This window comes from Shinella sp. GW835-FHT14H05, from assembly GCF_058793575.1.
The window spans coordinates 62,532-88,011 of the sequence record NZ_JBXAFY010000016.1 but is presented as its reverse complement, the minus strand read 5'-3'; the positions used below and the strand labels follow the sequence as shown (position 1 = coordinate 88,011).

At 65.7% G+C, this 25,480-nt stretch carries 25 protein-coding genes; 13 read left to right on the top strand and 12 right to left on the bottom strand.

From position 1 onward, the window contains the following. Positions 1 to 102 precede the first annotated feature (102 nt). The 10 genes from AC1Q6Z_RS29830 (at position 103) to argE (ending at position 11,521) form a co-directional block, all read left to right on the top strand. Entirely contained in the window at positions 103 to 1,062 is a 960-nt protein-coding gene (locus AC1Q6Z_RS29830) for a LysR family transcriptional regulator (RefSeq protein ID WP_492650132.1), read from the top strand. Beyond that, positions 1,059 to 2,537: an aldehyde dehydrogenase gene (locus AC1Q6Z_RS29825; RefSeq protein WP_492650131.1), complete on the top strand. Its 1,479-nt coding sequence runs from the start codon at positions 1,059 to 1,061 to the stop codon at positions 2,535 to 2,537. The genes AC1Q6Z_RS29830 and AC1Q6Z_RS29825 overlap by 4 nt, the downstream gene beginning before the upstream one ends. Positions 2,538 to 2,836: 299 nt before the next feature. Continuing rightward, positions 2,837 to 4,918, top strand: coding sequence for an oxidoreductase (locus tag AC1Q6Z_RS29820; protein WP_492650130.1), 2,082 nt, complete (start codon positions 2,837 to 2,839; stop codon positions 4,916 to 4,918). Between the two features lie 10 nt (positions 4,919 to 4,928). Further along, the gene (locus tag AC1Q6Z_RS29815; protein ID WP_492650129.1) at positions 4,929 to 5,996 is read left to right on the top strand and encodes an ABC transporter ATP-binding protein; all 1,068 of its coding nucleotides are present in this window, start codon (positions 4,929 to 4,931) and stop codon (positions 5,994 to 5,996) included. Further along, on the top strand, positions 5,993 to 6,922 hold the full coding sequence (locus AC1Q6Z_RS29810; RefSeq protein WP_492650128.1) for an ABC transporter permease: 930 nt from the start codon (positions 5,993 to 5,995) through the stop codon (positions 6,920 to 6,922). Before AC1Q6Z_RS29815 ends, AC1Q6Z_RS29810 begins: the two co-directional genes overlap by 4 nt. Further along, the gene (locus AC1Q6Z_RS29805; protein ID WP_256119249.1) at positions 6,919 to 7,722 is read left to right on the top strand and encodes an ABC transporter permease; all 804 of its coding nucleotides are present in this window, start codon (positions 6,919 to 6,921) and stop codon (positions 7,720 to 7,722) included. The genes AC1Q6Z_RS29810 and AC1Q6Z_RS29805 overlap by 4 nt, the downstream gene beginning before the upstream one ends. Before the next feature lie 81 nt (positions 7,723 to 7,803). Beyond that, positions 7,804 to 8,820: an extracellular solute-binding protein gene (locus AC1Q6Z_RS29800; RefSeq protein WP_492650127.1), complete on the top strand. Its 1,017-nt coding sequence runs from the start codon at positions 7,804 to 7,806 to the stop codon at positions 8,818 to 8,820. A gap of 67 nt (positions 8,821 to 8,887) precedes the next feature. Further along, positions 8,888 to 9,310, top strand: a complete 423-nt coding sequence (locus AC1Q6Z_RS29795) for a RidA family protein (protein WP_319316115.1) — start codon at positions 8,888 to 8,890, stop codon at positions 9,308 to 9,310. A gap of 10 nt (positions 9,311 to 9,320) precedes the next feature. Next, the gene (locus AC1Q6Z_RS29790; RefSeq protein ID WP_492650126.1) at positions 9,321 to 9,998 is read left to right on the top strand and encodes a DUF1028 domain-containing protein; all 678 of its coding nucleotides are present in this window, start codon (positions 9,321 to 9,323) and stop codon (positions 9,996 to 9,998) included. Positions 9,999 to 10,357: 359 nt separating this feature from the next. Further along, complete coding sequence (argE, locus tag AC1Q6Z_RS29785; RefSeq protein WP_492650125.1) at positions 10,358 to 11,521, top strand: acetylornithine deacetylase; 1,164 nt, start codon at positions 10,358 to 10,360, stop codon at positions 11,519 to 11,521. A gap of 2 nt (positions 11,522 to 11,523) precedes the next feature. Here argE and AC1Q6Z_RS29780 read toward each other — a convergent pair whose 3' ends face one another. The 10 genes from AC1Q6Z_RS29780 to AC1Q6Z_RS29735 form a co-directional block, all read right to left on the bottom strand. Then, positions 11,524 to 12,279, bottom strand: coding sequence for an SDR family NAD(P)-dependent oxidoreductase (locus AC1Q6Z_RS29780; RefSeq protein WP_492650124.1), 756 nt, complete (start codon positions 12,277 to 12,279; stop codon positions 11,524 to 11,526). 16 nt (positions 12,280 to 12,295) lie between these two features. Then, positions 12,296 to 13,048, bottom strand: a complete 753-nt coding sequence (locus AC1Q6Z_RS29775) for an SDR family NAD(P)-dependent oxidoreductase (protein ID WP_492650123.1) — start codon at positions 13,046 to 13,048, stop codon at positions 12,296 to 12,298. Positions 13,049 to 13,056: 8 nt separating this feature from the next. Further along, positions 13,057 to 14,091, bottom strand: a complete 1,035-nt coding sequence (locus tag AC1Q6Z_RS29770; protein ID WP_492650122.1) for a proline racemase family protein — start codon at positions 14,089 to 14,091, stop codon at positions 13,057 to 13,059. 11 nt (positions 14,092 to 14,102) lie between these two features. Further along, positions 14,103 to 15,578, bottom strand: a complete 1,476-nt coding sequence (locus AC1Q6Z_RS29765; protein WP_492650121.1) for an aldehyde dehydrogenase family protein — start codon at positions 15,576 to 15,578, stop codon at positions 14,103 to 14,105. Positions 15,579 to 15,589: 11 nt separating this feature from the next. Then, complete coding sequence (locus AC1Q6Z_RS29760; RefSeq protein ID WP_492650120.1) at positions 15,590 to 16,828, bottom strand: NAD(P)/FAD-dependent oxidoreductase; 1,239 nt, start codon at positions 16,826 to 16,828, stop codon at positions 15,590 to 15,592. 128 nt (positions 16,829 to 16,956) lie between these two features. Further along, positions 16,957 to 17,832 (bottom strand): dihydrodipicolinate synthase family protein, encoded by an 876-nt coding sequence (locus AC1Q6Z_RS29755; protein WP_492650119.1) that lies wholly within the window; start codon positions 17,830 to 17,832, stop codon positions 16,957 to 16,959. Between the two features lie 10 nt (positions 17,833 to 17,842). Next, positions 17,843 to 18,508: an amino acid ABC transporter permease gene (locus AC1Q6Z_RS29750; RefSeq protein WP_492650118.1), complete on the bottom strand. Its 666-nt coding sequence runs from the start codon at positions 18,506 to 18,508 to the stop codon at positions 17,843 to 17,845. 9 nt (positions 18,509 to 18,517) lie between these two features. Next, entirely contained in the window at positions 18,518 to 19,180 is a 663-nt protein-coding gene (locus AC1Q6Z_RS29745) for an amino acid ABC transporter permease (protein ID WP_492650117.1), read from the bottom strand. Positions 19,181 to 19,189: 9 nt separating this feature from the next. Further along, the gene (locus tag AC1Q6Z_RS29740) at positions 19,190 to 19,966 is read right to left on the bottom strand and encodes an amino acid ABC transporter ATP-binding protein (RefSeq protein WP_435268142.1); all 777 of its coding nucleotides are present in this window, start codon (positions 19,964 to 19,966) and stop codon (positions 19,190 to 19,192) included. Positions 19,967 to 20,158: 192 nt separating this feature from the next. Next, positions 20,159 to 20,992 carry a substrate-binding periplasmic protein gene (locus AC1Q6Z_RS29735; protein WP_492650116.1) on the bottom strand — a complete coding sequence of 278 codons (834 nt, stop codon included), beginning with the start codon at positions 20,990 to 20,992 and terminating at the stop codon, positions 20,159 to 20,161. Between the two features lie 199 nt (positions 20,993 to 21,191). On the opposite strand from AC1Q6Z_RS29735, the gene AC1Q6Z_RS29730 reads away from it, so the two are divergent. The 3 genes from AC1Q6Z_RS29730 to AC1Q6Z_RS29720 are packed head-to-tail and all read left to right on the top strand — an operon-like array spanning position 21,192 to position 23,237. Next, positions 21,192 to 21,911: a GntR family transcriptional regulator gene (locus AC1Q6Z_RS29730; RefSeq protein ID WP_327508993.1), complete on the top strand. Its 720-nt coding sequence runs from the start codon at positions 21,192 to 21,194 to the stop codon at positions 21,909 to 21,911. 3 nt (positions 21,912 to 21,914) lie between these two features. Then, a complete protein-coding gene (locus tag AC1Q6Z_RS29725; RefSeq protein ID WP_492650115.1) occupies positions 21,915 to 22,697 on the top strand; it encodes a pyrroline-5-carboxylate reductase in 783 nt (260 codons plus the stop codon). 33 nt (positions 22,698 to 22,730) lie between these two features. Continuing rightward, positions 22,731 to 23,237, top strand: a complete 507-nt coding sequence (locus AC1Q6Z_RS29720) for a TonB-dependent siderophore receptor (RefSeq protein WP_439617209.1) — start codon at positions 22,731 to 22,733, stop codon at positions 23,235 to 23,237. Here the strand turns inward: AC1Q6Z_RS29720 and AC1Q6Z_RS29715 are convergent. Together AC1Q6Z_RS29715 and AC1Q6Z_RS29710 are read right to left on the bottom strand one after the other, a co-directional pair. Beyond that, positions 23,216 to 24,214, bottom strand: a complete 999-nt coding sequence (locus AC1Q6Z_RS29715; RefSeq protein ID WP_492650114.1) for an acyltransferase family protein — start codon at positions 24,212 to 24,214, stop codon at positions 23,216 to 23,218. The two genes, AC1Q6Z_RS29720 and AC1Q6Z_RS29715, sit on opposite strands and share 22 nt — an antisense overlap. After that, entirely contained in the window at positions 24,211 to 25,473 is a 1,263-nt protein-coding gene (locus AC1Q6Z_RS29710) for an O-antigen ligase family protein (protein ID WP_492650113.1), read from the bottom strand. Before AC1Q6Z_RS29710 ends, AC1Q6Z_RS29715 begins: the two co-directional genes overlap by 4 nt. Positions 25,474 to 25,480 lie beyond the last annotated feature (7 nt).

The following is a 25,480-nucleotide window of genomic DNA, read 5'->3' as shown; positions in this document are numbered from 1 at the left end:
GATCCACGCGAGGTCCCTGCCTTTCCGTCCTCCGGCAGCGATGCTGCCCTTTCCCCGCGCATGAATCTGTTCCTTAATTGGCGGCTCAACAAGGATACGGACATGGTCTTGCGCTTCACGCTTCGGCAACTGGAATATCTCGTCGCGGTCGGGGAGTACGGCTCGGTCACGGAAGCCGCCGAGCGGGTGAACGTGTCCGCGCCCTCCGTTTCCGCCGCGATCTCCCAGCTGGAACGCGAATTCGGCATCACGCTCTTCGTCCGCCGCCATGCGCATGGCCTGTCGCTGACCCAAGCCGGGCGCATCTTCGTCGAGCAGGCCCGCCAGATTCTCGGCGAGGCGGCGAAACTCAATGCGCTCTCCAACGAACTGACTGGACAGATCCGCGGGCCGCTGCATGTCGCCTGCCTCGTTACCTTCGCGCAGGCCGTCATCCCCTCGCTTCGCCGCGCCTTTTCCGATACCTATCCGGATGTCGATTTCTTCCAGTACGAGCGCGACCATGCGCGCATCCTCGAAGGCCTGCGAATGGCGCGCTTCGACATCGCGCTCTCCTACGATCTCGACATTCCCGCCGACATGGAGTTTCACGAACTCGCCGTGCTGCCGCCCTATGCCGTGCTGCACGAGGAGCATCCGCTGGCGGGCCGCAGCGACGTGACGGTGGAGGACCTGGCACCCCACCCGATGATCCTGCTCGACCTGCCCTACAGCTCGGCCTATTTCCTCTCGCTCTTCCGAGAGGCGGGGTTGACGCCGCATATCGTCGAGCGCACGCGCGACATGTCGGTGATGCGGGCGATGGTCGCCAACCGCTTCGGCTATTCCATCGCCAATATAAGGCCGGTCTCCACCTATGCGCTGGATGGCGGAAAACTCTCCTTCGTCTCGCTCAACGGCAACCTGCGGCCCATGCGCATGGGCATCATCGCCATGCGCGGCGCAAGCCCGCCGCTGACGGTGCGGCGCTTCATCGATTTCTGCGGCGAAAAGATCCTCGGCATGGGCATGGACCTGCCGGTTTCCGCCGGCGACACCCCGGAACAGAAAGGCATTTCATGACCACGACCGATTGGCGCAGCCGCGCCGCGAGCCTCAAATTTCGCAACGGCCTCTATATCGATGGCGGCTTTCGCGAGGCGGCGAAGGGCGGGCGGTTCGAGACGGTGAACCCGGCCAATGCGCAGGTGCTGACCGCGGTCGCGCGCGGCACGGCGGAGGATATCGACGCCGCGGTCACCTCGGCGCGGCGCGCCTTCAACGATGGCCGCTGGTCGGGAAAATCGCCGGCCGAGCGCAAGGAGGTGCTGCTGCGCCTTGCCGCCCTCATCCGCGAGAACGTGCCGGAACTGGCGCTGCTCGACACGCTCGACATGGGCAAGCCGATCAGCGACAGCACGACGATCGATGCGCCCGGCTCCGCGCATTTCTTCCAGTGGCATGCGGAAGCCATCGACAAGCTCTACGACGAGATCGCGCCGACCGGACGCGGCGACCTCGCGCTGATCCGGCGCGTGCCGCTCGGCGTCATCGGCGCCGTCGTGCCATGGAATTTCCCGCTCGACATGGCGACCTGGAAGCTCGCGCCGGCGCTCGCCACCGGCAATTCCGTGGTGCTGAAGCCCGCCGAGCAATCGCCGCTTTCCGCCCTGATGCTGGCGGAACTCGCCTCTGAGGCAGGCCTGCCGGACGGCGTGCTCAACGTCGTGCCCGGCTTCGGCGAGGATGCCGGCCGCGCGCTCGGCCTGCATCCGGATGTCGATGCGCTGGTCTTCACCGGCTCCACCAAGGTCGGCAAGCTCTTCATGACGTACGCCGGGGAGAGCAACATGAAGCAGGTGTGGCTGGAGACCGGCGGCAAGTCCCCCAACCTGATCTTCGCTGACGCCGATCTGGACAAGGCGGCCGAGATGGCGGCCTTCGGCATCCTGTTCAATTCGGGCGAAGTCTGCTCCGCCAATTCCCGCCTGCTGGTGCACCGCTCCGTGCAGGAGGAGTTCACGCAAAAGCTGATCGCGGCCACCGCCGCCTGGCCGCTCGGCGACCCGCTGGACCCGGCAACCCGCATGGGGCCGCTGGTGGAAAAGACCCATGCCGACCGCGTGGCGGGCTATATCGACATCGGCCGCACGGAAGCCCGCCTCGCCCATGGTGGCGAGCGCGAGACGCGCGACGGCTCGGACTGCTACATCCAGCCGACGATCTTCAACGACGTGCCTGCCGACGCCCGCATTGCGCGGGAGGAAATCTTCGGCCCCGTGCTCGCCATCACGCCCTTCGACCAGGACGAGGAGGCGCTTCGTATCGCCAATGACAGCGAATACGGCCTCGCCGCTTCGGTCTGGACGCGGGACCTGTCGCGGGCGCTCTCCGTGTCCGACCGGCTGAATGCCGGCACGGTCTCGGTCAACACCGTCGACGCCCTCTCCGCCATGACGCCGTTCGGCGGCATGAAACAGTCCGGTTTCGGCCGCGACCTCTCGCTGCACAGCTTTGACAAGTATTGCGCGCTCAAAACTGTGTGGGTCAAATACTAGGCACCTGCCCGCCCGACGGCACGGCCCTGCCTATGGCTTGAGCATATAAGGCAATGGTTCCCGAAAGCGTGGTAAGACGCGATCGGGAATCGGCATCCGCCTCGCCGCAACGACTTGAAAAGACGAGAGAATTTTCCGGCCGTCTTTGTGCGGCCGGTCCTTCGCGCCAGGATTGAAATCTGGCGCAACCACACGGAAGCCCTTGATTAGTCTGAACCTAATCCCTGTTTCCGGAACGCGTCATTTACCAAGACCCCTTCGCCCAATCCAATAGGCCCTGTAAAACCCCGAGGACTGCCATGCGCGACGCCAAATACGATATCCTGTTCGAACCCCTCGCGATCGGCCCGCACGTCGCGAAGAACCGGTTCTACCAGGTGCCGCATTGCAACGGCGGCGGTTACCGCGATCCCTCCGCGGCTGCCGCCATGCGCGGCATCAAGTCGGAGGGCGGCTGGGGCGTCATCTTCACCGAGCAGACCGAGATGCACCACACCTCGGAAATCACGCCCTTCATCGAGCTGCGCCTGTGGGAGGACAAGGACATTCCCGGCCTTCGCCGCATGTCCGATGCCATGAAGGTGCACGGGGCGCTCGCCGGCATCCAGCTCGCCTATTCCGGCATCAACGGCCCGAATTTCTACACCAAGGAAGTGCCGCTCGCCCCCTCCGCGCTGCCGATCCGCACCTTCACCAACGACCCGGTGCAGGCCCGCGCGCTCGACCGCGCCGATATCCGCGACCTGCGCCGCTGGTTCGTCAACGCGGCGAAGCGCTCGAAAATCGCCGGCTTCGACCTGATCTGTCTCTACGGCGCGCACGGCTTCGGCATTTTCCAGCACTTCCTGTCGCGCGCCACTAACCAGCGCACCGACGAATACGGCGGCAGCCTCGAAAACCGCTCGCGCTTCGCCCGCGAGGTGGTGGCCGATATCCGCGACGCGGTCGGCGACACGATGGCGATCACCATGCGCGTCAGCCTGGACGAGACGATCGGCGAGCTCGGCTTCTCCAATGCCGAGGTGCGCGAATTCGTCGAGATGAACGCCGACCTGCCCGACCTCTGGGACCTCGCGCATGGCGCCTGGGAAGACTGTTCCGGCCCCTCGCGCTTCAAGGAGGAGGGCGCGCAGGAAATCCTGGTCAAGGGCATCCGCGAACTCTCGACCCGCCCCGTCGTCGGCGTCGGCCGCTTCACCTCGCCGGATGTGATGGCGCGCATGATCCGCCAGGGCATTCTGGATTTCATCGGCTGCGCGCGCCCCTCCATCGCCGATCCCTTCCTGCCGAAGAAAATCGAGGAAGGCCGCATCGAGGACATCCGCGAATGCATCGGCTGCAACATGTGCATAACCGGCGACATGACCATGTCGATCAGCCGCTGCACGCAGAACCCGACCTTCATGGAGGAATGGCGCAAGGGCTGGCATCCGGAGCGCATGAACGAGAAGGGCGATAGCCAGACCGTGCTCGTCGTCGGCGCCGGCCCCGCCGGACTGGAGGCCACCCGCGCGCTGGCACTGCGTGGCTACGACGTGACGCTCGCCGAAGCTACCACAACGCTCGGCGGCCGTGTCGCCCGCGAACGCCTGCTGCCTGGTCTCTCCGCCTGGGGCCGCGTCGTCGATTACCGCCAGTACCAGATCAGCCAGCGCACCAATGTCGAAACCTATTTCGACAGCCGGCTCACCGCCGAGGACGTGCTCGCCTTCGGCTTCGAACATGTCGCCATCGCCACCGGCTCGCACTGGCGCCGCGACGGCGTCGCCCGCCAGCATGTCGTGCCCATGCCGATCGATCCCGCGATGACGATCTGGACGCCGGACGACATCATGGGCAAGGTCCACCCGGAAAACCTCGCGGGAAAAACCGTCGTGGTCTATGATGACGACCACTATTACATGGGCGGCGTCATGGCCGAGGTGATGGCCAAGGCCGGCGCCAAGGTCATCCTCGTCACGCCCTCCGCCTACGTTTCCGACTGGACGCGCAACACGCTGGAACAGGGTGCGATCCATGTGCGCCTCGACGATCTCGGCGTCGACATCCGCCTCAACCGCGGCGTCACCGCCATCCGCGCCGGCGAGGTCGAGACGAACTGCACCTATACCGGCCGCCGCAAGGCCATCGCCTGCGACGCCGTCCTCATGGTCGCCTCGCGGCTTTCGGAAGATGCGCTCTACAACGATCTTCTCGCCCGCCAAGGCGACTGGGCGGATGCCGGCATCAAGAGCGTAAAGATCATCGGCGATGCCGCGGCGCCCGCGCCCATCGCCTGGGCGACCTATGCCGGCCATCGCTATGCGCGGGAACTCGACACGCCCGACATCGGCGATGCCCTGCCCTTCCGCCGCGAAGTCACCCAACTCGAACCGGCATGAGGAACGGGTCATGAGCAAGGCCATCGAAGTGAAATCGGTCTCGAAAAGTTTCGGGACCTATCAGGCGCTGAATTCCGTCAGCTTCGACATTGGCGGCAATGAGTTCTTCACGATGCTCGGCCCCTCCGGCTGCGGCAAGACCACGCTGCTGCGCATGCTGGCCGGCTTCGAAAGCCCGAACAGCGGCTCGATCCTGCTCAACGGCCGGGAGGTCGTCGACATCCCGCCGCACAAGCGCCGCGTCAACACGGTGTTCCAGAGCTACGCCCTCTTCCCGCATATGACGCTGGAGCAGAACGTCGCCTATGGCCTGGAAAACCTCGGCTGGGACAAGGCGCGCATCAAAAACCGCGTCGGCGAGATGCTGGAGCGCGTGCACATGTCGGCGATGGCCAGGCGCAAACCCGCCCAGCTTTCCGGCGGCCAGCGCCAGCGCATCGCGCTCGCCCGCGCGCTGGCGCCCGAGCCGGAAGTGCTGCTGCTCGACGAGCCGCTTTCCGCCCTCGACCTGAAGCTGCGCCAGGCGATGCGCGACGAGCTGCGCACCCTGCAACGCGACACCGGCATCACCTTCGTCTTCGTCACCCATGACCAGGAAGAGGCGCTCGACATGTCGGACCGCATCGCCGTGCTCGGCGGTGGCGAGGTGCAGCAGATCGGCACGCCGACGGAGATCTACGAGGAGCCGGTCAACCGCTTCGTCGCCGATTTTGTCGGCGAGACCAACTTTCTCGATGTGGAGGTGCTGGAAACCGTCGCCGGTCAGGCGACCATCCGCACGCCCTTCGGCATGGCAATCACCGTGCCAGCACCCGGCCATCCCGCCAAGGGGCGTGCGACCCTTTCCGTCCGGCCGGAAAAGATCAATCTCGGCGATCAGGCCCAAGGCATCACCTTCGAAGGCCGCATCACCAACAAGAACTATATGGGCGGCTACACCCATTACACGCTCGACGTCGCCGGCACGGAGCTGCGCGCCTCCCGCCGCAATGCATCCCGCGAAGGCGACACGATCCCGCTCGGCGCCACCGTTCCGGTGGGTTTCGTCGCCGGCTCCGCCCGGGTGCTGGCGGCATGACCGACACCATCCTCCACGCCCCCGCCGGAACGGACAGCGCCCCCCGCGCCCGCTTCTGGCATGACCTTTCCTTCTGGGGCCTGCTGCCGTCCTGGCTGCTGATGGGTTTCGCGCTGATCCTGCCCATCGCCATCATCGCCGCCGTCTCCGTCGCCACGCGCGGCGCCCATGGCGGCTTCGCCTGGGATTTCAACCTTGCCGGCTACCGCCAGATCCTCTGGAACGAGGGCTGGACGGGCGAACTGGAATTCACCCCGCAATATCTGCTGATCATCTTCCGCACTTTCCTGCTCGCAGGGGCCACCACGCTGATCTGCCTCGCCTTCGCCGTGCCGGTCGCCTATTTCATCTCCCGCCAGCCGCCGGGCCGCAAGGCCATCCTCGTCTATCTCGTGACGCTGCCCTTCTGGGTCTCGATGATCCTGCGCGTCTACGCCTGGATGATCATCCTCGGCAAGGACGGCACGCTGCCGAAAGCTCTGGAATTCCTCGGTTTCCCCGCCGGTATGAGCTTCATGTTCAACGACGGCGCGACGCTGACGGCGATGGTTTACACCTACATGCCGCTGATGGTGCTGCCGGTCTTCGCCTCCATCGAGAAACTGGACGGCACGCTGATCGAAGCCTCGCACGACCTCTACGGCAACCGCTGGGTGACGCTGCGCCGGGTCATCCTGCCGCTGACCGCACCCGGCATCGTCGCCGGCGCCATCCTCGTCTTCGTGCCCTCGCTCGGCGCCGTGCTGGAGCCCTCGCTGATGGGCGGCGGCAAGGAGATGATGATGGGCACGCTGATCCAGCTGCAATTCGGCGGCGGCCGCAACTGGCCGTTTGGCGCGGCGATCGCCATGGCCCTGATGGCGCTCGTCATGCTCTTCCTGGTCTTCACGGCGCTGCGCGCCGCCCGCAGGGAGGCCGCCCAATGAGCCTCCACCACGATGTCAAGCGCTATCCCGGCCTCGGCCCGCTCACCGCGCTGTTCTTCGTCTATCTCTACGCGCCCCTCGCCGTCATCGTCGTCTATTCCTTCAACGCCAACCGGGTTGCCGGCGTCTGGACGGGGTTTTCGACGCAATGGTACGCCTCCGCGCTGAACAATGCGGCGCTGATGAACGCGCTCGAAACCTCGCTGATCGTCGCCGCCATCGCCACCACCGTCTCCACGCTGATCGCGCTGTCCGCAGCGCTCGCCATCATCCGCGGCAAGAATGTGCGCTTCCGCAAACTCTCCGAAACCGTGGTCAACCTGCCGCTGCTCCTGCCGGAAATCGTGCTGGCGGTCGCCACCCTCATCCTCTTCTCGCTGATCGACGTGCAGAACGGCATGCTGCGCCTCACCATCGCGCACTCCGCCTTCTGCACGCCCTTCGCCTTCCTGCCGATCCGCGCCCGCCTGCAAGGCATGTCGCTGGATCTCGAAGAGGCAAGCGCCGACCTCTACGCCGACCGCTGGACGACCTTCCGCCGCGTCACGCTGCCGCTGATCTTCCCCGGTGTGTTTTCCGGGGCGATGCTCGCCTTCCTGATCTCGATGGACGACTTCATCACCTCGAACCTGCTGTCGACCGGCGGCTCGACGACGCTTCCCGTGTACATCTTCTCGCTGATCCGCGCCGGCACCTCGCCGGAGCTGAACGCCATCGCGACGCTGCTCATCCTGGCGTCGCTCATCCTCGCCACCGTCGCCCTGCTGGTCGCGGCGCGGGGCGCCCGAGAGACTGCCTGAACCATAATCCCAGAACCATAATCCCAGAGCCATAATCCCAGAGCCATAATCCCAGAGCCATAATCAAAGAGAGGAACGACCATGAAAAAATACCTAGCCGCCACCGCACTCGCCCTGTGCTTCGCCACCGCCGCCCACGCCGAAGGCCAGCTCAACATCTACGCCTGGGCCGAATCCATCTCCCCGGCGCTCATCGAAAAGTTCTCCAAGGAGAACGACGTGAAGGTCAATGTCGACAGCTTCACCTCCAACGAGGACCTGCTGACCAAGTTGCAGGCTGGCTCTTCCGGCTACGACATCGCCACGCCCTCGCAGCATTTCCTGCGCGTGATGATCGATGAAGCGATCATCGAGAACTTCGAGGCCAACAAGCTGAAGGCCTTCGAAAATGTCGAGGAAAAGTGGCGCAATCAATGGTGGGACGAGAAACAGGAATACTCGATCCCGCTCGCCTATGGCACCGCCGGCTTCGTGGTGAACACCGCGCAGTACAAAGGCCCGACCGACAGCTTCAAATACTTCTTCGAGCCGGATGGCGAGCTGAAGGGCAAGATCGCCATGCTCTCCTACCCGGACGAGATCATCGGCGCCGCCCAACTCTATCTCGGCGTGCCTTTCTGCTCGGAAGACCAGGCGGAGATGAAGAAGGTGCTGGACCTCTTGATGGCACAAAAGCCCTCCGTCGCCGTCTATTCTTCCGACAACATCGCCAGCCGCCTGTCCTCCGGCGAAGTGTCGGCCCATTTCTGGTGGGACGGCGATTCGCTGCGCGCCCGCGTTGCCGGCTCGCCGGTCAGCCTCGCCATGACGAAGGAAGGTCTTGTGGGCTGGATGGACAGCCTGGTCATCCCCAAGGGTGCGCCCAACCGCGACAACGCGATCAAGTTCATCGAGTTCATGTCGACGACGGAAAACGCCACCGAGCAGATGAATTTTTATGCCCATTCCTCGCCGATGAAGGTCATCCAGGACAAGGTCGTCTACACCAAGGACAAGGCGCCGGAGCTCTATCCCGAAGTGCCGATCACCTTCTCGCGCACCTGCTCGGCCGCCGCGCAGGACCTGGTGACGCGCGTCTGGACGCAGCTTCTGCAGTAAGCCCGCCGCCGCGCCGCGGGTCACTGCGGCGCGGCCTTACCATTCATACCCTTCAAAGGAGACATCCATGCCCGTGCACACCCGCATCCGCCCGTTCAACACCAAGGAAACCTATCCGGAGCAGAAGCTGAACAACGACCTCTGCCAGGCGGTGGTGGCAAAGGGGGCGACGGTTTTCGTGCGCGGGCAGATCGCGCAGGATCTCGATACGCGCGAAAGCCTGCATATCGGCGATGCCGGGGCGCAGGCGCGCAAGGCGATGGAAAACATAAAAATGCTGCTGGAAGAGGCGGGCTCCGACCTCAGCCATATCTGCCGCGTCGTCGTCTATCTCATCGATATCCGCTACCGCGAGGCGGTCTACACCGAGATGGGCAAATATCTCCAGGGCGTCTTCCCGGTCTCGACCGGTCTCGTCGTCTCGGCGCTTGCCCGGCCGGAATGGCTGGTCGAAATCGAAGCGACCGCCGTCATTCCCGACGAAGGCTGAGGAGGGCGCCATGACCTTTTCCGTCTCCGGCCGCTGCGCCGATACCGGCATGTTCGGCATCGCCGTCTCCTCCTCCTCGCCAAGCGTCGCGGCGCGCTGCGCCCATGTGCGCGCCGGCGTCGGCGCCGTCTCGACGCAGAACGTCACCGACCCGCGCCTCGGCCCCAAGGGGCTTGACCTGATGGCTGGCGGCCTCTCTGCCGAAGCCGCGTTGGAGCGGCTGATCGCTGAGGCCCCGCACATCGAATACCGCCAATTGGCGCTGGTCGACGCGCGGGGCGGCACCGCCGCCTATTCCGGCGCAAAGACGCTGGGCACCCACGCCACCGCGCGCGGCGACGGCGTGGTTACTGCCGGTAACATGCTCAAGACCACAGACATCCCGCAAAAAATGGTCGAGGCCTTCGAGGCCGCGAAAGGCCAACATCTCGGCGACCGCCTGATCGCCGCCATGCGCGCCGCCATTGCCGCGGGTGGCGAGGAAGGTCCAGTGCATTCCATGGGCCTCGTCATGGTCGACAAGGTGTCGTGGAACGTCGCGGACCTACGCGTGGATTGGACCGACGGCGACCCGATCGAGGAATGCGCGGCACTGTGGGAACGCTGGCGCAACGAGATGGACGCCTATGTGACGCGTGCACTGAACCCGAGCGGGGCGCCGAGTTATGGGGTTCCGGGGGATCTTTGATCTGCCGTGACAGTGCGGCACCCTCCCACTGATCTCCCCCTTGTGGGGGAGATGTCGGCGAAGCCGACAGAGGGGGGTGGCGACGGTTCGGCAAAATCAGCGTCCGAGGCTTCGGATGCGTCGCAGCACCCCCCTCTGCCCTGCCGGGCATCTCCCCCTCAAGGGGGGCGATTGGATGGGGCACCGTTTCGCCAATCGTCAACGTCGCAGTTGAGGAGTGTCCTTCCATCTTGCCGATCTCCCCCCTTGAGGGGGAGATGCCCGGCAGGGCAGAGGGGGGGTGCTACCTCGATGCTTCGTGGAAACGGCGTAGAAGATCGCCCTACTACTATACCACTCCACGCAAAACGGACGCACGCATGATCCCCTCCACCCCGGAAATCCTCGCCCGCCTCATCGCCGAGCCAACCATCTCGCGCACCTCCAACCTCGCGTTACTGGATTACGTCGAAGCCCTGCTCGCCCCCACCGACGCACGCATTGAACGTTTCGCCCATCCGGACGGCACTCGTGCCAATCTCTGGGCGACCATCGGACCGGAGGGGCCGGGGGGCGTGGTGCTTTCGGGGCATACGGATGTCGTGCCGGTCGAGGGGCAGGACTGGAGCGGCGATCCGTTCACGCTGGTCGAGCGCGATGGCCGGTTCTTTGGCCGGGGCACGGCGGATATGAAGGGGTTTGTCGCGGCGGCACTGCGGGCTACCCTCATCGCCGCTGAGCGTCCGTTGAAGACGCCGTTGCATCTGGCGCTGTCCTATGACGAGGAAATTGGCTGCATCGGCGTGCGCGGCCTGATCGAGGCGCTGGCGGAGCGGCCGGAGCGCCCGGCGCTCTGCATCGTCGGCGAGCCGACCGGCATGCGCATCGCCACCGGTCACAAGGGCAAGCTGGCGTTAAAGGCCTGCTGCCATGGGCAGGAGGGGCATTCGGCGCTGGCGCCCAATGCGCTCAACGCCCTGCATCTGGGTGCTGCCTTCATCACCGCGCTGCAAGCGCGGCAGGAGGAGTTGGCGTTCAAGGGCGCGCGCGATGCGGACTACGACATCCCCTATTCCACCATCCATGCCGGCATGATGCGCGGCGGCACGGCGCTCAACATCGTGCCGAACCGCTGCGAGATCGACTTCGAGATCCGCAACATCGCCGAAGACGATCCGCTGGAGATCCTGAAGGGCATAACGGCCGACGCCGAAAGCATCGCGGCACCCTATCGCAACCGTTTCCCGATGGCCTGCATCGAGATCGAGCAGGTTTCCGGGTATCCGGGCCTCGCCACCGCCTCCGACGCCGCGGTCGTGCGCCTGCTCAGCCGCATCCTCGATCACGACGACCCGACGCTGAAGGTCGCCTTCGGCACGGAGGGCGGGCTGTTCCACGAGACGCTCGGTATCTCCACCGCCGTCTGCGGCCCCGGTTTCATGGACCAGGGCCACAAGCCCGACGAATTCGTCAGCGCCGGGCAGCTTGCGCGCTGCGACGCCATGCTCGCCCGGTTGGTCGACGTGCTTGAGGTTGGCCTCTAGGCCTAGGCCACCGCCTGCGCGCCGGTGATCTCCACCAGCGAGCCGCAGATGAAGGCGGCCTCGTCCGAGGCGAGGAAGGCGACGAGGGCGGCGACCTCTTCCGGCTTGCCGATGCGGCCGAACGGCACGAGCCGGTCGAGATCGGCGATGGTGCGGCCCGAACGTGTGACGCCCGCCTCCAGCATCGGCGTGTGGATTTCGCCGGGGCAGACGGCGTTGACGCGCACCTTGTCCGGCGCGTAGTCGCGGGCGAGGTTCTGCGTGAAAGCGGCGACGGCGGCCTTGGTCGTGTTGTAGGCGATGTGGTTGGGCGCCGGGTAGAGCACCCATTGCGAGGCGGTGTTGACGATGGCGCCGCCGCCGGCCGCAATCATATGCGGCAGCACGGCGCGGCAGAGGTGGAACATCGAATCGAGGTTGACGGCGAAGCTCACCGCCCAGTCCTCATCCGAAAGGGACAGGAGATTGCCGCGCCGGTTGATGCCGGCATTGTTGACCAGCACGTCGATCCGGCCTTCGAGCCCCAGCGCCTGCTCGACGAGGCCGAAGCAGGCGTCCTTCTGCGCGATGTCGGCGGCGATCGCCACCGCCTTGCCGCCGGCCGCTTCGATCTCGGCGACCACCGCGGCTGCCGCCTCGCGGTTGACATCTGTCACCACCACCAGCGCGCCCTCCTCCGCCAGCCGCCGCGCGATGGCCGAGCCGATGCCGCCGCCGGCACCCGTGACGATGGCGACCTTGTTGTCGAAACGTTTCATGAGAAATCCTCCAAGATTATCGGATATAGCTGCCGCCGTTGACATCGAGCGTCGCGCCGTTGAGCGAGGCCTGCGAGGGGCGCAGCACGAAGGCGACGAGTTCGGCCACCTCTTGCGGCGAGGCCATCTCGCCGATCGGGATATCGGCCACCGCCGCCTGCTTGCCATGGGTGGCGATGAAGTCCTCCGCCATGTCGGTGCGCACCCAGCCCGGCGCGATCGCCACGGCCGTCACGCCATCCGCGCCAAAACTGCGGGCGATGGATTTCGTGAGGTTGACGAGTGCCGCCTTGCTGGCGCCATAGGGCATGGCATCCGCCGCATAACCGCGCTGCCCGGCCCGGCTCGCCATGTTGACGATGCGCCCGCCGCCCGCCGCCTTGAAGTGCCGGATCGCTTCCTTGCACAGATCGGCGGCGGCGAAGAGATTGACCTGGAACTCCCGCTGCCACGCCGCCTTCCAGTCCTCGGGCGAGGCCTCGATGGAGATTTCCGTGCGGATGCCTGCATTGTTGACGAGGCCGTGGATGCGGCCCGCCGCCGCGACGGCCTTCGCCCACAGGTCAGAGGGACCATTCGCGGCGGAAAGATCGGCCTGAACGATAAAGCCGTTGCCGCCGATATCCGCCAGAAGGGTTTCGGCTCCGGCCTTGTCCCGCCCGTAATGGATGACCGGCCGCGCGCCCTCCGCGGCGAGGCGCTTGACGATGGCGGCCCCGATGCCGCCGGAGGCGCCGGTGACGAGGATGGTCTGTCCGTTGAGGTCCATGAAAGCTCCTATTTCAACAGGCCGACCTGCGGCCCCCATGTATCGGACAGCGCAAAGCCGGTGGCGAAGGGATCGTCCCCGTCGAGGCGCAGCTGCGAGCGGCCATAGACATAACCGCGCCCGGTGATGCGCGGCAGCACGGCGCGGCGCCCGCCGATCTCCGTCTCGCCGATCGCCTCGGCGCGGAACTCGCCGCCGATGATGGAGCGCGAGACGCGCGTATCGCCGACCGACACCTCTCCACGGGCGAAAAGCACCGCCAGGTTGGCGGAGCTGCCGGTGCCGCAGGGCGAGCGATCGACCCGGCCCGGCTGGAGCGTGGTGCAGGTGCGCACCGCGCCGTCCGGTTCCCTGTCGCGGAACATGACATAGGCGATCTCGTTGACGCCGGGCAGCGTCGGGTGCCGCACCTTCACCTGGTCGACGAGAAGCTGCTTGAGCGCGATGCCGGCTTCGGCAAGTTGCCGGGCGTTTTTCGGGGCGATGGTCAGGCCGATCTGGCCAACATCGACCAGCGCATAATAGACGCCGCCGAAGGCGATATCGACCTTGAGGCGACCCCAGGCCGGGGTGTCGATCTCGTGGTCGAGCAGCTCGGCAAAACTCGGCACGTTGTCGAGGCTGACGGAAAGGCAGCGCCCGTTTTCGCACCGCGCCCGCGCCACGATCAGCCCGGCGGGCGTATCGAGCCGCACCAGGGTCTCCGGCTCCTGCATCGCGACGCGGCCGCTTTCCAGAAGTGCGGTGACGACGCAGATGCAGTTGCTGCCGGACATCGGATGCGCACGGTCCGCCTGCAACACGATGAAACCGGCATCCGCATCCGGCCGCGTCGGCGCGGTGATGAGGTTCACCGACATGGCGACGTTGGCGCGCGGCTCGAAGGTGACGAAGCGGCGCAGGGTGTCGTCCACCGTGTTGATGTGGTTCATCCTGTCGAGCATGGTCGCGCCGGGAATGTCCGGCGCGCCGCCGACGAGCACATGGCCGAGTTCTCCCTGGCAATGCACGAGCAGCAGGTCGAGGGATTTTTCGAAACGCATGGCGCCGGCTCCTATTTGATGTACCAGCCCCAGGGGTCTTCGCTCACGTAGCGGGTGATCTGCTTGACCTCCAGGTAGTTGTCGAGGCCCCAGCGGCCGAGCTCGCGGCCGATGCCGGATTCCTTGTAGCCGCCCCAGGGCGCCTCGGTGAAAGTCGGCTGCGAGCAGTTGATCCAGACGATGCCGGCGCGAAAGGCCTTTGCGACGCGCTCGGCCCGCGCATCGTCCTTCGACATGACGGCGGCGGCGAGGCCGAAGCGGCTGTCATTGGCGAGCGCGATCGCCTCCTCTTCCGTCTCGAACGGGCGCAGGCAGACGACGGGGCCGAAGATCTCCTCCACCCAGGCGGCGCTGTCGAGCGGCACGTCGGTGAGGATCGTCGGGCGGAGGTAATAGCCCTTGTCGAACCCCTCCGGCCGCGTGCCGCCGCAGGCGACCGTCGCGCCCGCAGCGCGCGCGGCCGCGATGGCGGCGACGACCTGTTCGTGCTGTTTTTTGGAGACGAGCGGGCCGAGCAGCACGCCCTCGTCGAGGCCGTTGCCGATGGTGATCTTGTTCGTCTCTTCGATCAGCCGGGCGAGCAGTTTCTCATAGATGCCCGCCTGCACCAGCACGCGCGAGGTCGCCGAGCAGACCTGGCCCTGGTTCCAGAAGATGCCGAACAGGATCCATTCGACGGCCTTGTCGATCTCGGCATCGTCGAAGACCACGAAGGGCGACTTGCCGCCGAGTTCCAGGCTGACGCGCTTGATGTCACGCGCGGCGGCCGCCATGATCTTCGAGCCGACCGGGCCGGAGCCGGTGAAGGCGAGCTTGTCGACACCTTTGTGATCGATGATCGCCTGTCCGGTGACGGATCCCGCGCCGGTGACCACGTTCAGCACGCCCGGCGGCAGGCCCGCCGCGTCGGCAATCGCGGCGAGTTCCAGGGCGGTGAGCGAGGTGACTTCGGCGGGTTTCAGCACCACGGTGCAGCCGGCGGCGAGCGCGGGGGCGACCTTCCACGAAGCCATCAGCAGCGGGTAGTTCCACGGAATGATGGCGCCGGCGACGCCGATCGGCTCCTTGACCGCCTTGGAGGTGAAGCGGTCGTCGGAAAGCGCAATGGTTTCTTCCGGATTGCTGTCGAGCTGTTCGGCAAGACCGGCGTAGAAGTCGAAGCAGCCGGCGGCGTCGGCGATGTCCCAATCGGCTTCCGGGAAGGGTTTGCCGTTGTCGAGGACTTCGAGGCGGGCGATTTCGGCCTGCCGGGCGCGGATGCCGTTTGCGATGGCACGCAGATATCTGGCGCGCTCGGTGCCCGTCTTCTGCGGCCAGCCGCCCGTGTCGAAGGCGCGGCGGGCGGCCTTGACGGCGGCATCGACATCCTCGGCCGTGGCGGCGGCGATGTGGTGGATCACCTCTTCCGTCGCCGGGTTGATGACCTCGAAGGTTTCGCCGTTGGAGGAGGGTTTCCACGAGCCGTCAATATAGAGTTCGCTGCGCATGAAAAGTCCTTTCAGAAACGGTCGATGCGATAGGGCTTGAGATCGACGGGCGGCGTGGCGCCCGTCATGAGATCGGCAATCAGCCGCGCGGTCGTGGCGGCATAGGTGAGGCCGAGATGGCCGTGGCCGGTGGCGTAGACGACATTCTTGCGCGTCGCCGAGGGGCCGATGACGGGCACGGTATCGGGAAGCGCCGGGCGGTGGCCCATCCATTCGCTCGTCTGCTCGGCCTTCAGATCCGGCAAGGCCTCCTTCGCCCGTTTCACCAGCACTTTGGCGCGGCGGTAGTCCGGGGGCGCATCGAGGCCGGCCATCTCCACCGTGCCGCCGACGCGGATGCCGCCGGCCGTCGGCGTCACCATGAAGGCGCGGGCGGGCCAGATGATGGAGTGGCGCATGGAAATGCCGGGCGCCATGATCTGCGTATGGTAGCCGCGCTCGGTTTCGAGCGGGATCGGTTCGCCGAGCAGTTTTGACAGCCGACCGGTGAAGGCGCCGGCCGCCAGCACCACGCGGTCCGTCGTCAGCCGGCGGCCATCGGCAAGCCGGAGCGCCGAGACACGGCCTTCGCTCTCCTCGAAGGCGGCGACGTCGCCGGTCTCGATGAGACCGCCGAGCGCCTGGAATTTCTCCGCAAGCGCCGTCACCAGCTTATAGGGGTCGGCCACCGAACGGTTGTCAGGGAAGAGCACGGCCTTGGCGATGTTCGTCGTCAGGGCCGGCTCAAGGTCGCGGATGGCATTGCGCCCGAGAATCTCGTGACGGAAGCCGAAACGTTCGAGGATTTCGATGTGATCGCGGTCGGCGCGGAACTCGGCCTCGTCGGCATAGAGGCTGAGGCAGCCCTCGGCGCTCAGCATGTGGCTGAGGCCGGTTTCCGTCAGCAGGGCGTTGAGGTCTTCAAGGGCACGGGTGCAGAATGCTGCGCCGGCGGCCTCCAGTTCGCGCAGTTTCGAGGGGCGGCTAGCGGCGAGGAAGCGCAGAAACCACGGCACGAGTTTCGGCATATAGGCGGGGCGGATGCGCACCGGGCCGTCCGGATCGAGCAGCCATTTCGGCATCTGCGCCCAGACGCCGGGGCGCGAGGCGGGCATGAATTCGGTGACCGCGATGCTTGCCATATTGCCGTAGGAGGCGCCCCGGCCCGGCGCGTCGCGGTCGACCAGCGTCACGGCAAACCCGCGACGCTGGAGGGCATAGGCGATGGTCGTGCCGATAATGCCGGCGCCGACGACGGCGATGGATGACACGGGGTTCTCTCCTGCGCTCGGTCTCGTTAGAGCATTTCCGGTGAACCCCGGTTCACCGGAAATGCTCTAGGTTTTGTTTTTGCCGCATTATCCGACGCCGAAGCGGTGCCGCTTCGGCTGGAAATGCTCTAGTTGAGGATCGGCGCGATGGCGGCGCGGAAATCGGCCTTTTCCTGCTCCGTCAGTTCGCCGAGCGGCGCGCGGCAGGTGCCGACGGGGGTGCCCTGGAGCTCGCAGCCATATTTGATCTTTTGCACGAACTTGCCGCTCTCCAGGATGTTCATGGCGCGGTAGAGCACCGTCATCTTGTCGCGCGCCGCGGCGAGATCACCGGAGCGGAAGGTGCGGTCGAGATCGACGCAGGCCTCCGCCATGCAGTTTGCCGGGCCGCAGATCCAGCAATCGGCGCCCCAGAACATGAAGTCGAGCGCGATGTCGTCCGAGCCGGAGATGAGGTCGATGCGGCCCTTGTAGCGGGCGTGGATATCGACGGCGCGCTGCAGCACGCCGGAGCTTTCCTTGATGGCGATGACGCGCGGATCGTCCGCCAGCGCATCCATCAGCTCGAAGCCGATCTCGATGCCGTCCTTCGGCGGGTAATTGTACATCACCAGATTGACGTCGGCGGCGTCGAGCACCGCGCGGTAATGGGCGAGAAGCTCGTCCTGCGTCGGGCGGGTGTAGAAGGGGGTGGCGAGCAGCACGGTGTCGTAACCGATTTCCTTGGCGCGCAACGTGTTTTCGATCACCTCGCGGGTCGCGGGCGCATTGGTGCCGGCGATCAGCGCCTCGCCTTCCTTGGCGAAATCCTTGACGAATTTCAGCACGTCCTCGCGCTCTTCGGTCGACATGGAGAAATATTCGCCGGTCGAGCCCAGAGGCACCCAGCCGGTGACGCCGGCGGCGCGAAGGTTGGTGAGGTGTTTTTCGAAGGCCTTGAAGTCGACCCGGTTGTTGGCGTCGAAGGGGGTGACGAGGGCGGGCATGACGCCTGACAGTTTCATGGTCTTTCTCCTAGATGGCGAGTTTCTTGAGGATACGGCCTTCGATGAGCGTGACGGCGCGCGTCAGCGGGAAGGCGATGGCGAAATAGATGAGCGCGACGATGGTCAGCACCTCGACGGGGCGGGCCGTGTTGTTGGAAATGTTCTGGCCGACGAACATCAGGTCGGCCATGCCGACGGCCGAGACGAGCGCGCTTTCCTTGAACAGGCTGACGCAGTTGGACAGCAGCGTCGGAACGGCGCGCAGCACCGCCTGCGGCAGGATGACGTTGAGGATCTGCGCCCGCTTGGGCAGGCCGAGCGCGACGCAGGCGTCGAGCTGTTCGCGGCCGATGGATTTCAGCGAGGCGCGGAAGGTCTCGCTGGTGATGGCGCCCATATAGAGCGTCAGCGCGATGACGCCGGAGGCGAGGTTGGAAAGCTCGACGCCGAGGATCAGCGGCAGGCAGAAGAAGATCCAGAACAGCTGGATCAGCACCGGCGTGCCGCGGAAGAATTCCACATAGACGCTGGCAATGCCGCGCAGGATGACGCTGGGCGCGGTGCGCGCAAGCCCGACGAAAAAGCCGAGCGTACAGCCGAGCACCATGCAGATCAGCGTCAGCTTGACCGTCGTCCAGAGGCCGAGCGCCAGCGCTTCCTGGAAGCGCAGCAGGACGGAGAAATCGAGCGCCATGGGTCTCTCCTAGCTCGTCAGGATCTGGCGGCGGCGTTCGAGCCAGCCGACGACCTGGGTGACGGGAAACGACACGGCGAAATAGATGAGCGCCGCGATGGTGAAGGTCTCGATCGGCCTATACGTCTCCGTCGCCAGCGTCTTCGCCTGATACATGAGGTCCTGCACGGCGACGATGGCGACGAGCGCGCTCTGCTGGAAGATGACGATGCCGTTGGTGAGCAGCACCGGAATGGAGGCGCGCAGCGCATTGGGCAGCACGATATGGACCACGCGCTGGAAGGGATTGAGGCCGAGCGCGATGCCGGCATCGAGCTGCTCGCGCGGCACGGCCTGGATGGAGGCGCGGTAGGCCTCCGCGTTGAACGCCATGAGGTTCAGGCCGAGCGCCAGGATGCCCATCGTCATCGAGCCGAGGAAGACGTTGAACAGCATGGGCACGCAGTAGAAGAACCAGACGATCTGCACGATGGCCGGCGTGCAGCGGAAGAACTCGACGAACAGCGTCGCCGGCCAGCGGATGACGGGGATGCGGCTCATCAAAAGCAGCGCCAGCGGGAAGCCGAGGATCACGCCGATCAGATTGGCCGCGATCGTCAGCTCCAGCGTGACGACCAGGCCCTCGATCAGCGGTCCGAGCGAGACGGCGTTGAAATCGAACGTATAGTTCACGGCCCGCCCCTATTGCTTGATGTGGAAGACGCGGTCGATGAATTCACGCGTGCGCTCCTCGCGCGGCGCCGACAGAACCTGCTCGGGCGGCCCATCTTCCACCACCACGCCGCCGGCGCAAAAAATGACGCGCGAGGCGATGTTCTTGGCAAACCACATGTCATGGGTGACGATCATCATCGGCATGTCCTGCCGGGCGAGCTGGAGGATGACCTGCTCGACTTCCGCGACCAGTTCCGGATCGAGCGCCGAGGTGACCTCGTCGAACAGCATCAGCTTCGGATCGAGCATCAGCGCGCGGGCGATGGCGACGCGCTGCTTCTGGCCGCCGGAAAGCTGGGCGGGGAACGCGTTGGCCTTGGCGGCAAGGCCGAAGCGCTCCAGCAGGGCGAGTGCACGCTGCGTGGCGCTTGCCTTCTTCTCGCCGCGCACCTTGCAGGGGGCGAGCACGAGGTTCTGGATGACGCTCAGATGCGGGAACAGCGTGTAGTGCTGGAAGACCATGCCGATCGAGCGGCGCACCTCGGTGTCGATCAGCGTCTTCGCCTCGGCACTGGCGGACGAAATATAGGGCTTGCCGCCGAAGGTGATGGCGCCGCTGTCGATGGTTTCGAGGCCCATCATGACGCGCAAGAGCGTCGACTTGCCGCCGCCGGAGGGGCCGATGACGACGACCCGCTCGCCCGGCTTCATCTCGATATCGAGACCCTTCAGCACCTGGATATGCGGGCCGAAACTCTTGTGCAGCGACTGGATGGAAACGAGCGGAGCGGATGCGGACGTCATGAGATTCTCCTGGGCCGGCATTCTTGGCGGGGAGCCGGCGGACCGGCACCCCACGCTGTTCGTCGAAGCCCCCTCATCCGCCTGCCGGCACCTTCTCCCCGAGGGGAGAAGGGGAAGACGAGAGGTCGGCATCCCTCTCCTTCTCCCCAGCGGGGAGAAGGTGCCGGCAGGCGGATGAGGGGGGCGTTACTCTTACTGCGCGGCCTTCAGCACGTCGTCGACGGCCTTCTTGATCAGCGCGTCGACATGGCCGGTGGCGACCCGTTCTTCGAGGAAGATGTTGACCACCTCGACATCGGAAGCCGAGAGCTGGTGCGGCAGGCCGAAGGCGACGCCCTGCTTGGCGAGCGCCGGCGTCGGGTTCAGCGCGACGGCCCAATCGGGGTTCGACTGGGTGAAGAGCTGGTTGGTGTCGGAGGCATCGACCAGGATGTCGGCGCGGCGCGAGACGACCGCGAGCCGCGTCTCGTCATTGCCGGGCAGGCGCAGGATCGTGGCGTTCTTGACGGCGGCGGAGATCGCCTTGTCCTGCGCGGTGCCGGACATGACGGCGAGCGTCACGTCGGCCTTGTCGATATCGGCGACCGAGACGGCGCTGGCCGGGATCTTCGGGTTCTCCTTGTTGTAGGCAAGCGAGATCTGGTACTCCATCGCGGGTATGGAGAACTGCACGGCCATGGCGCGCGCCGCAGTGCGGTTCAGCGCCAGCGACACGTCCCATTTGCCGGCCTGGAGGCCCGCGACGATATTGTCCCAGGTCGTGTCGACGAATTCGGGCTTCACCTTCAGCACCTCGGCGAATTCGCGGCAGAGATCGGCGAAGAAGCCGGAATATTCGCCGCTGGCCGGATCGCGCATCACATAGGGCGGTGCGACGGCCGCGCCGCAGCGCAGCGTGCCGTTCTTCTGTACGGTCTGCCAGTATCCCTCGGCCGTCTGGGCCGAGGCGGTTGTGGCCGAAAGGCCTGCCACAAGGGCGAGCGCCGCCGTCGCCCGCAGTGCGGACGTCATCCAGTTCGAAAGCATGTGCGTTCCTCTTTTTTGAGCGCTTGGAAGCGCGGTTCCACCCGTCGGCTTCGGCCGTTTTTTGGTCTTTTTCTGTCGGCTCCGTGTCGACTGACAAATTTATGTCGTCTGCGTGTCGACAAAGTCAAGCGGAAATTTTACGATTGCTGTGCCGTCGGTTTTCTGGCCCAATGGCCACGGAATACGGAAAGGGACGTAAGTGTCTGACGAAATTGAAATGAAACGGGTGCGCGGCACCGGCTGGAAAAACGTCTACGACACGCTGCGCACGGAAATCCTCGCGCTGGCGCTGCCGCCGGGCCAATTGCTCGACGAGACGACGCTGGCCGAGCGGTTCGACATGTCGCGCTCCCCCGTGCGCGAGGCGCTGATCCGGCTGGCCGGCGAGGACCTGGTGGTGACGCTGTCGAACCGCAGCACAATCGTCGCGCCGATCGAGGTGGCGAGCTTTCCGAAATATGTGGAAGCCCTCGACGTCGCCCAGCGCATGAACACGCGGCTTGCCGCGGCACTCAGGACCGATGCGGACCTGAAGATCATCGCCAAGCGGCAGAAGGAATTCGAGGCGGCGGTGAAGACTGGCCAGCACCTGAAGATGTCGGAGGCCAACAAGCAGTTCCACATGGCCGTCGCCTATGCCGGCAAGAACGCCTATCTCGCCGCCTTCTATGAGCGGCTCCTGAACCAGGGCCAGCGCATGCTGCACCTGCATTTCGAATATCTGGAGCGCACCGGCGACGGTTACCTGCTCACCGACGAGCACGACGCCATGCTGGAGGCGATCCGGGCGAAGAATGTCGAGCTTGCCGACGAGCTGGCGCATGCCCATACGCGGCAGTTCCAGGATAATTTCATCGCGTTCCTGCGCGAAAACTACACGACCGACGTGTCCTTCGGGCCCCTCGCTGCAGCGGAATAGAAGATGTCCCTCCCCCAGAAAATCGGCTTCATCGGCACCGGCGCCATCACCGACGCCATGGTGCGCGGCCTGCTGGCAAAACCCGCCGCCGTGCCGCATGTCATGGTCTCCATGCGCAGCGCCGACATATCGGCGGCGCTTGCCGCGGATTTCCCCGCCGTGCTCGTCGCCGGCGACAACCAGGCGATCGTCGACGGCTGCGACACGGTCGTGCTGGCGATCCGGCCGCAGATCGCCGAGGAGGTCATCCGCCCGCTGCGCTTTCGCGATGGGCAAAGCGTGATCAGCGTCGTCGCGGCGACGGGGCGGCCGGCGCTGCTCGACTGGATCGGCGCGGATGTACGTCTCGTCCAGGCGGTCCCGCTGCCCTTCGTCGCGCGGCGCAAGGGCGTCACCGCCGTCTATCCGCCGGACCCGACGACCGCAGCACTCTTCAACGTGCTCAGCAATGCCGTCGAATGCGACACCAAGGAGGAATACGACCTGCTGGCCGCCGCAAGCGCGCTGATGGCCACCTATTTCGGCCTGATGCAGCGCACGACCGACTGGCTTGCGGCAAAGGGCCTGCCGGAGGAGAAGGGCCGCGCCTATCTGGCGCCACTCTTCGCCGAACTGGGGCAGACCGCCGTCGCGGCGGGTGCGGGCACGGCCTTCATCGACCTCAGCCACGAATTCGCCACCAAGGGCGGCCTCAACGAGCAGGTCTTCCGCCATTTCGACGAGGGTGGCGGCTCGCAGGCGCTGGTCGAGGCGCTCGACCGCGTCTATGCGCGCATTTCGGGATAAAGTTTTCCTACTCGCGCGGGCTTTATTGCCGATTTGCAGCAGGGGGCTGGAGATTTAGGCGATGGCGGCTGGGCGGTCTTCCCCCAGCCCGAGCCCTATAATTTCGAGCGGCTGGAAATCCTGAAAGGCCCGGCTTCCGTGCTCTACGGCGCCAATTCGCCGGGCGGGCTGGTGAACGTCGTCAGCAAGCGGCCGACCGAGGAGGCGCGCGGCGAGGTCGTTCTGGAGGTCGGCAGCCATGACAGAATCCAGGAGCAGATCGACATTTCCGGTCCGCTCGATGCCGACGGCACGCTGCTCTACCAGCTGGTGGGCGTGAACCGCAACGCGGACACGCAGGTCGACTTCCAGCCCGACGAGCACCGGTTCCTCGCGCCGAGCCTCACCTGGAAGCCGGACGAGGACACGTCGCTGACGCTGCTCGGGCAATATTCCCCTCAACGTGTCCAATCTCTTCGACAAGCGCCATTACAGCTATGTCGACAACGCCTTCACCATCGATGCGCCCGGCCGCGAGATCAGCGCCCGGCTTGGCTATAAGTGGTGATTTTCGGTGCCCTGCCGGCTTTGCCGGCCGGGCGCTCGATAAGCACATAGCCGCACAGGCCGACCAGCGTGCCGACGGCGATCGAGGTCATGAAAATGAGCGGCGCCGGCAGGCCGAGCATGGCCCCCGCCTTGGCCGCGACGGAGATCGCGAAGGTATGCCAGAGATAGATCGAGTAGGAGGCGTCGCCGAGCAGCGCCGGGAGCCTGAAACGGGCGATCCGTCCGTGCTTTTCCAGCGCGACGGTGCCGTAGACGAGGGCTATGGCGAGCGGGCCGCAGGTCCATTCGTCGAAGGGCAGGCGTAAAATGCCGATCGCGGCGAAGCCCGCCAGTGCCGTGCCGATCAGGGCGATTGACACGGTCCGGTTCGGCAGCCAGCCGGCGAGCGAGAGACGGCCGATCAGCATGCCGGCGACGAATTCCAGGATGATCGGGCGGGTATAGGTGAGGAAGAGCGGGTTGTTGCTCTCGACGGCAAAGCCGATCCCAACGAGCGCTGTGAAGACCGTCGCCATCACCGGCAGCCGCAGGCGCGCGGGTAAAAAGAGGCAGGCGGCGAAGACGGCGTAGAAGAACATTTCGTAGTTGAGCGTCCAGCCCTGCACGAGCACCGGCCAGATCTCGCCGCTGCTCGGCGAGCGCCACGGCACGAAGAACAGCGAGGCGGCGACATGCTCTGCCGTCAGCAGCAGGTTGGGAAAAAGGCCGGCGAGCGCCCCCGCCACCATGACGGCGGTTGCCAGCCAGTAGACGGGCACGATGCGGCGGATGCGATCCGCCAGGAACCGGCCGGGTGAGACCGGGCGGCGCGCGACGATGACCCACATGATGAAGCCGCTGATGACGAAGAACACGTCGACGCCGGCGGCACCGATGGCGAAGGCATAGCCGCTGCGCTCGGCGGCGTGGAAGACGACGACCGCGAGCGCCGCAAACGCCCTCAGATACTGGATGCCGTAGAGCGTCATGCGGGCACGGCTTCATGGCGGCGCAACGCCACGGGATGGCGGGCGAGGTTCCGGCGCGTATCGGCCAGCTTGCCGGCGGCGAAATAGAGCAGGAACGAGCCGACGTGATAGGGGTTGAGGATATCGATCTCCACGAAGGTGCGCACCGCCAAAAGGGCCGCGACCGTGAAGAGCACCAGCGCCTCCAGGTCGTGCGCGGTCGAGAGCAGCCGGCGCAGGTGGCCGGCCATGGTGACGAGGAGCACCATGGTCAGCAGCAGGCAGCCGATCAGCCCCGTCTCGACGGTGGCGGCGATGAAGGTGTTGTGGAAGTGGAAGCCGCTGCGGGTGCCGATGAAGAAGGCATCCCACAGTCGTTCGGCTTCCGCGAAACCCTGCACCCAGAAGGCCTGGTAGCCGAGGCCCACGGCGGGCGCCTGGTGTGCTGCCTCGATGCCCTGCTGCCAGAGATAGGTGCGGCCGGTGAGCGTCGCATCCTTGCCGAAGGCGCCGAGCACCATCTCGTATCCGCCGCCATAGGCACCGGCGACCAGCACCAGCACGGCGGTGACGGCGAGCACCATGAACAGCGTCTTGCGCTGTTTCGGCGCCAGCATTTCCAGCGCGCGCAAGGCAAGGCACAGGCCGGCAATGGCGACGGTGGTGAGCACCGAGGTCGCAGATTGCGAAGCCTTCAGGCAATAGAGCGCGATCAGCACCGAGCCGCCGGCGCCGAGCTTCCAGATGCCGCGCTCCGCGCCGAGGAAGAGCGCCGCGAAGGCGAAGAGCACGGCGAGCGAGGCGTAGAAGCCGAGCTGGTTCTTCGACGCGAAGGCGCCGACGAAACTGTAGGTCCCGTCGAGCGGATCGAGATGGTAGACGCCGAAAGCCAGCGAAAAGAGCAGCACCAGCCCGGTGCCGATGAGCCCGCCGCGCACCAGCGTACGGGTATCGACGACGCGCATGGCGATGAGCGCGCAGACGACATGCGAGAGATATTGCAGCCCGGCGCGCGCGCTGACGCCGGGTGCCTGCGACCAGAAGACCGACAGGCAGGCGAAGATCGCGAAGGCGAAGATCCAGCCGTAGCGGGTGTAATTGCCGAGCACGCGCCGGTAATCGATGGCGACGAGCGGCAGCCACAGCGCATAATAGGCGAGGATCGAGACCTGCCCGAAGCGGAACGAATAGGCGAAGACGAAGAACGACAAGGCGACGGCGGTCGCGGCATAGGCCTCGTTGCCGATGGGTCCGATCAGGCGTGCCCTGGCGATCTTCACGCGCGCC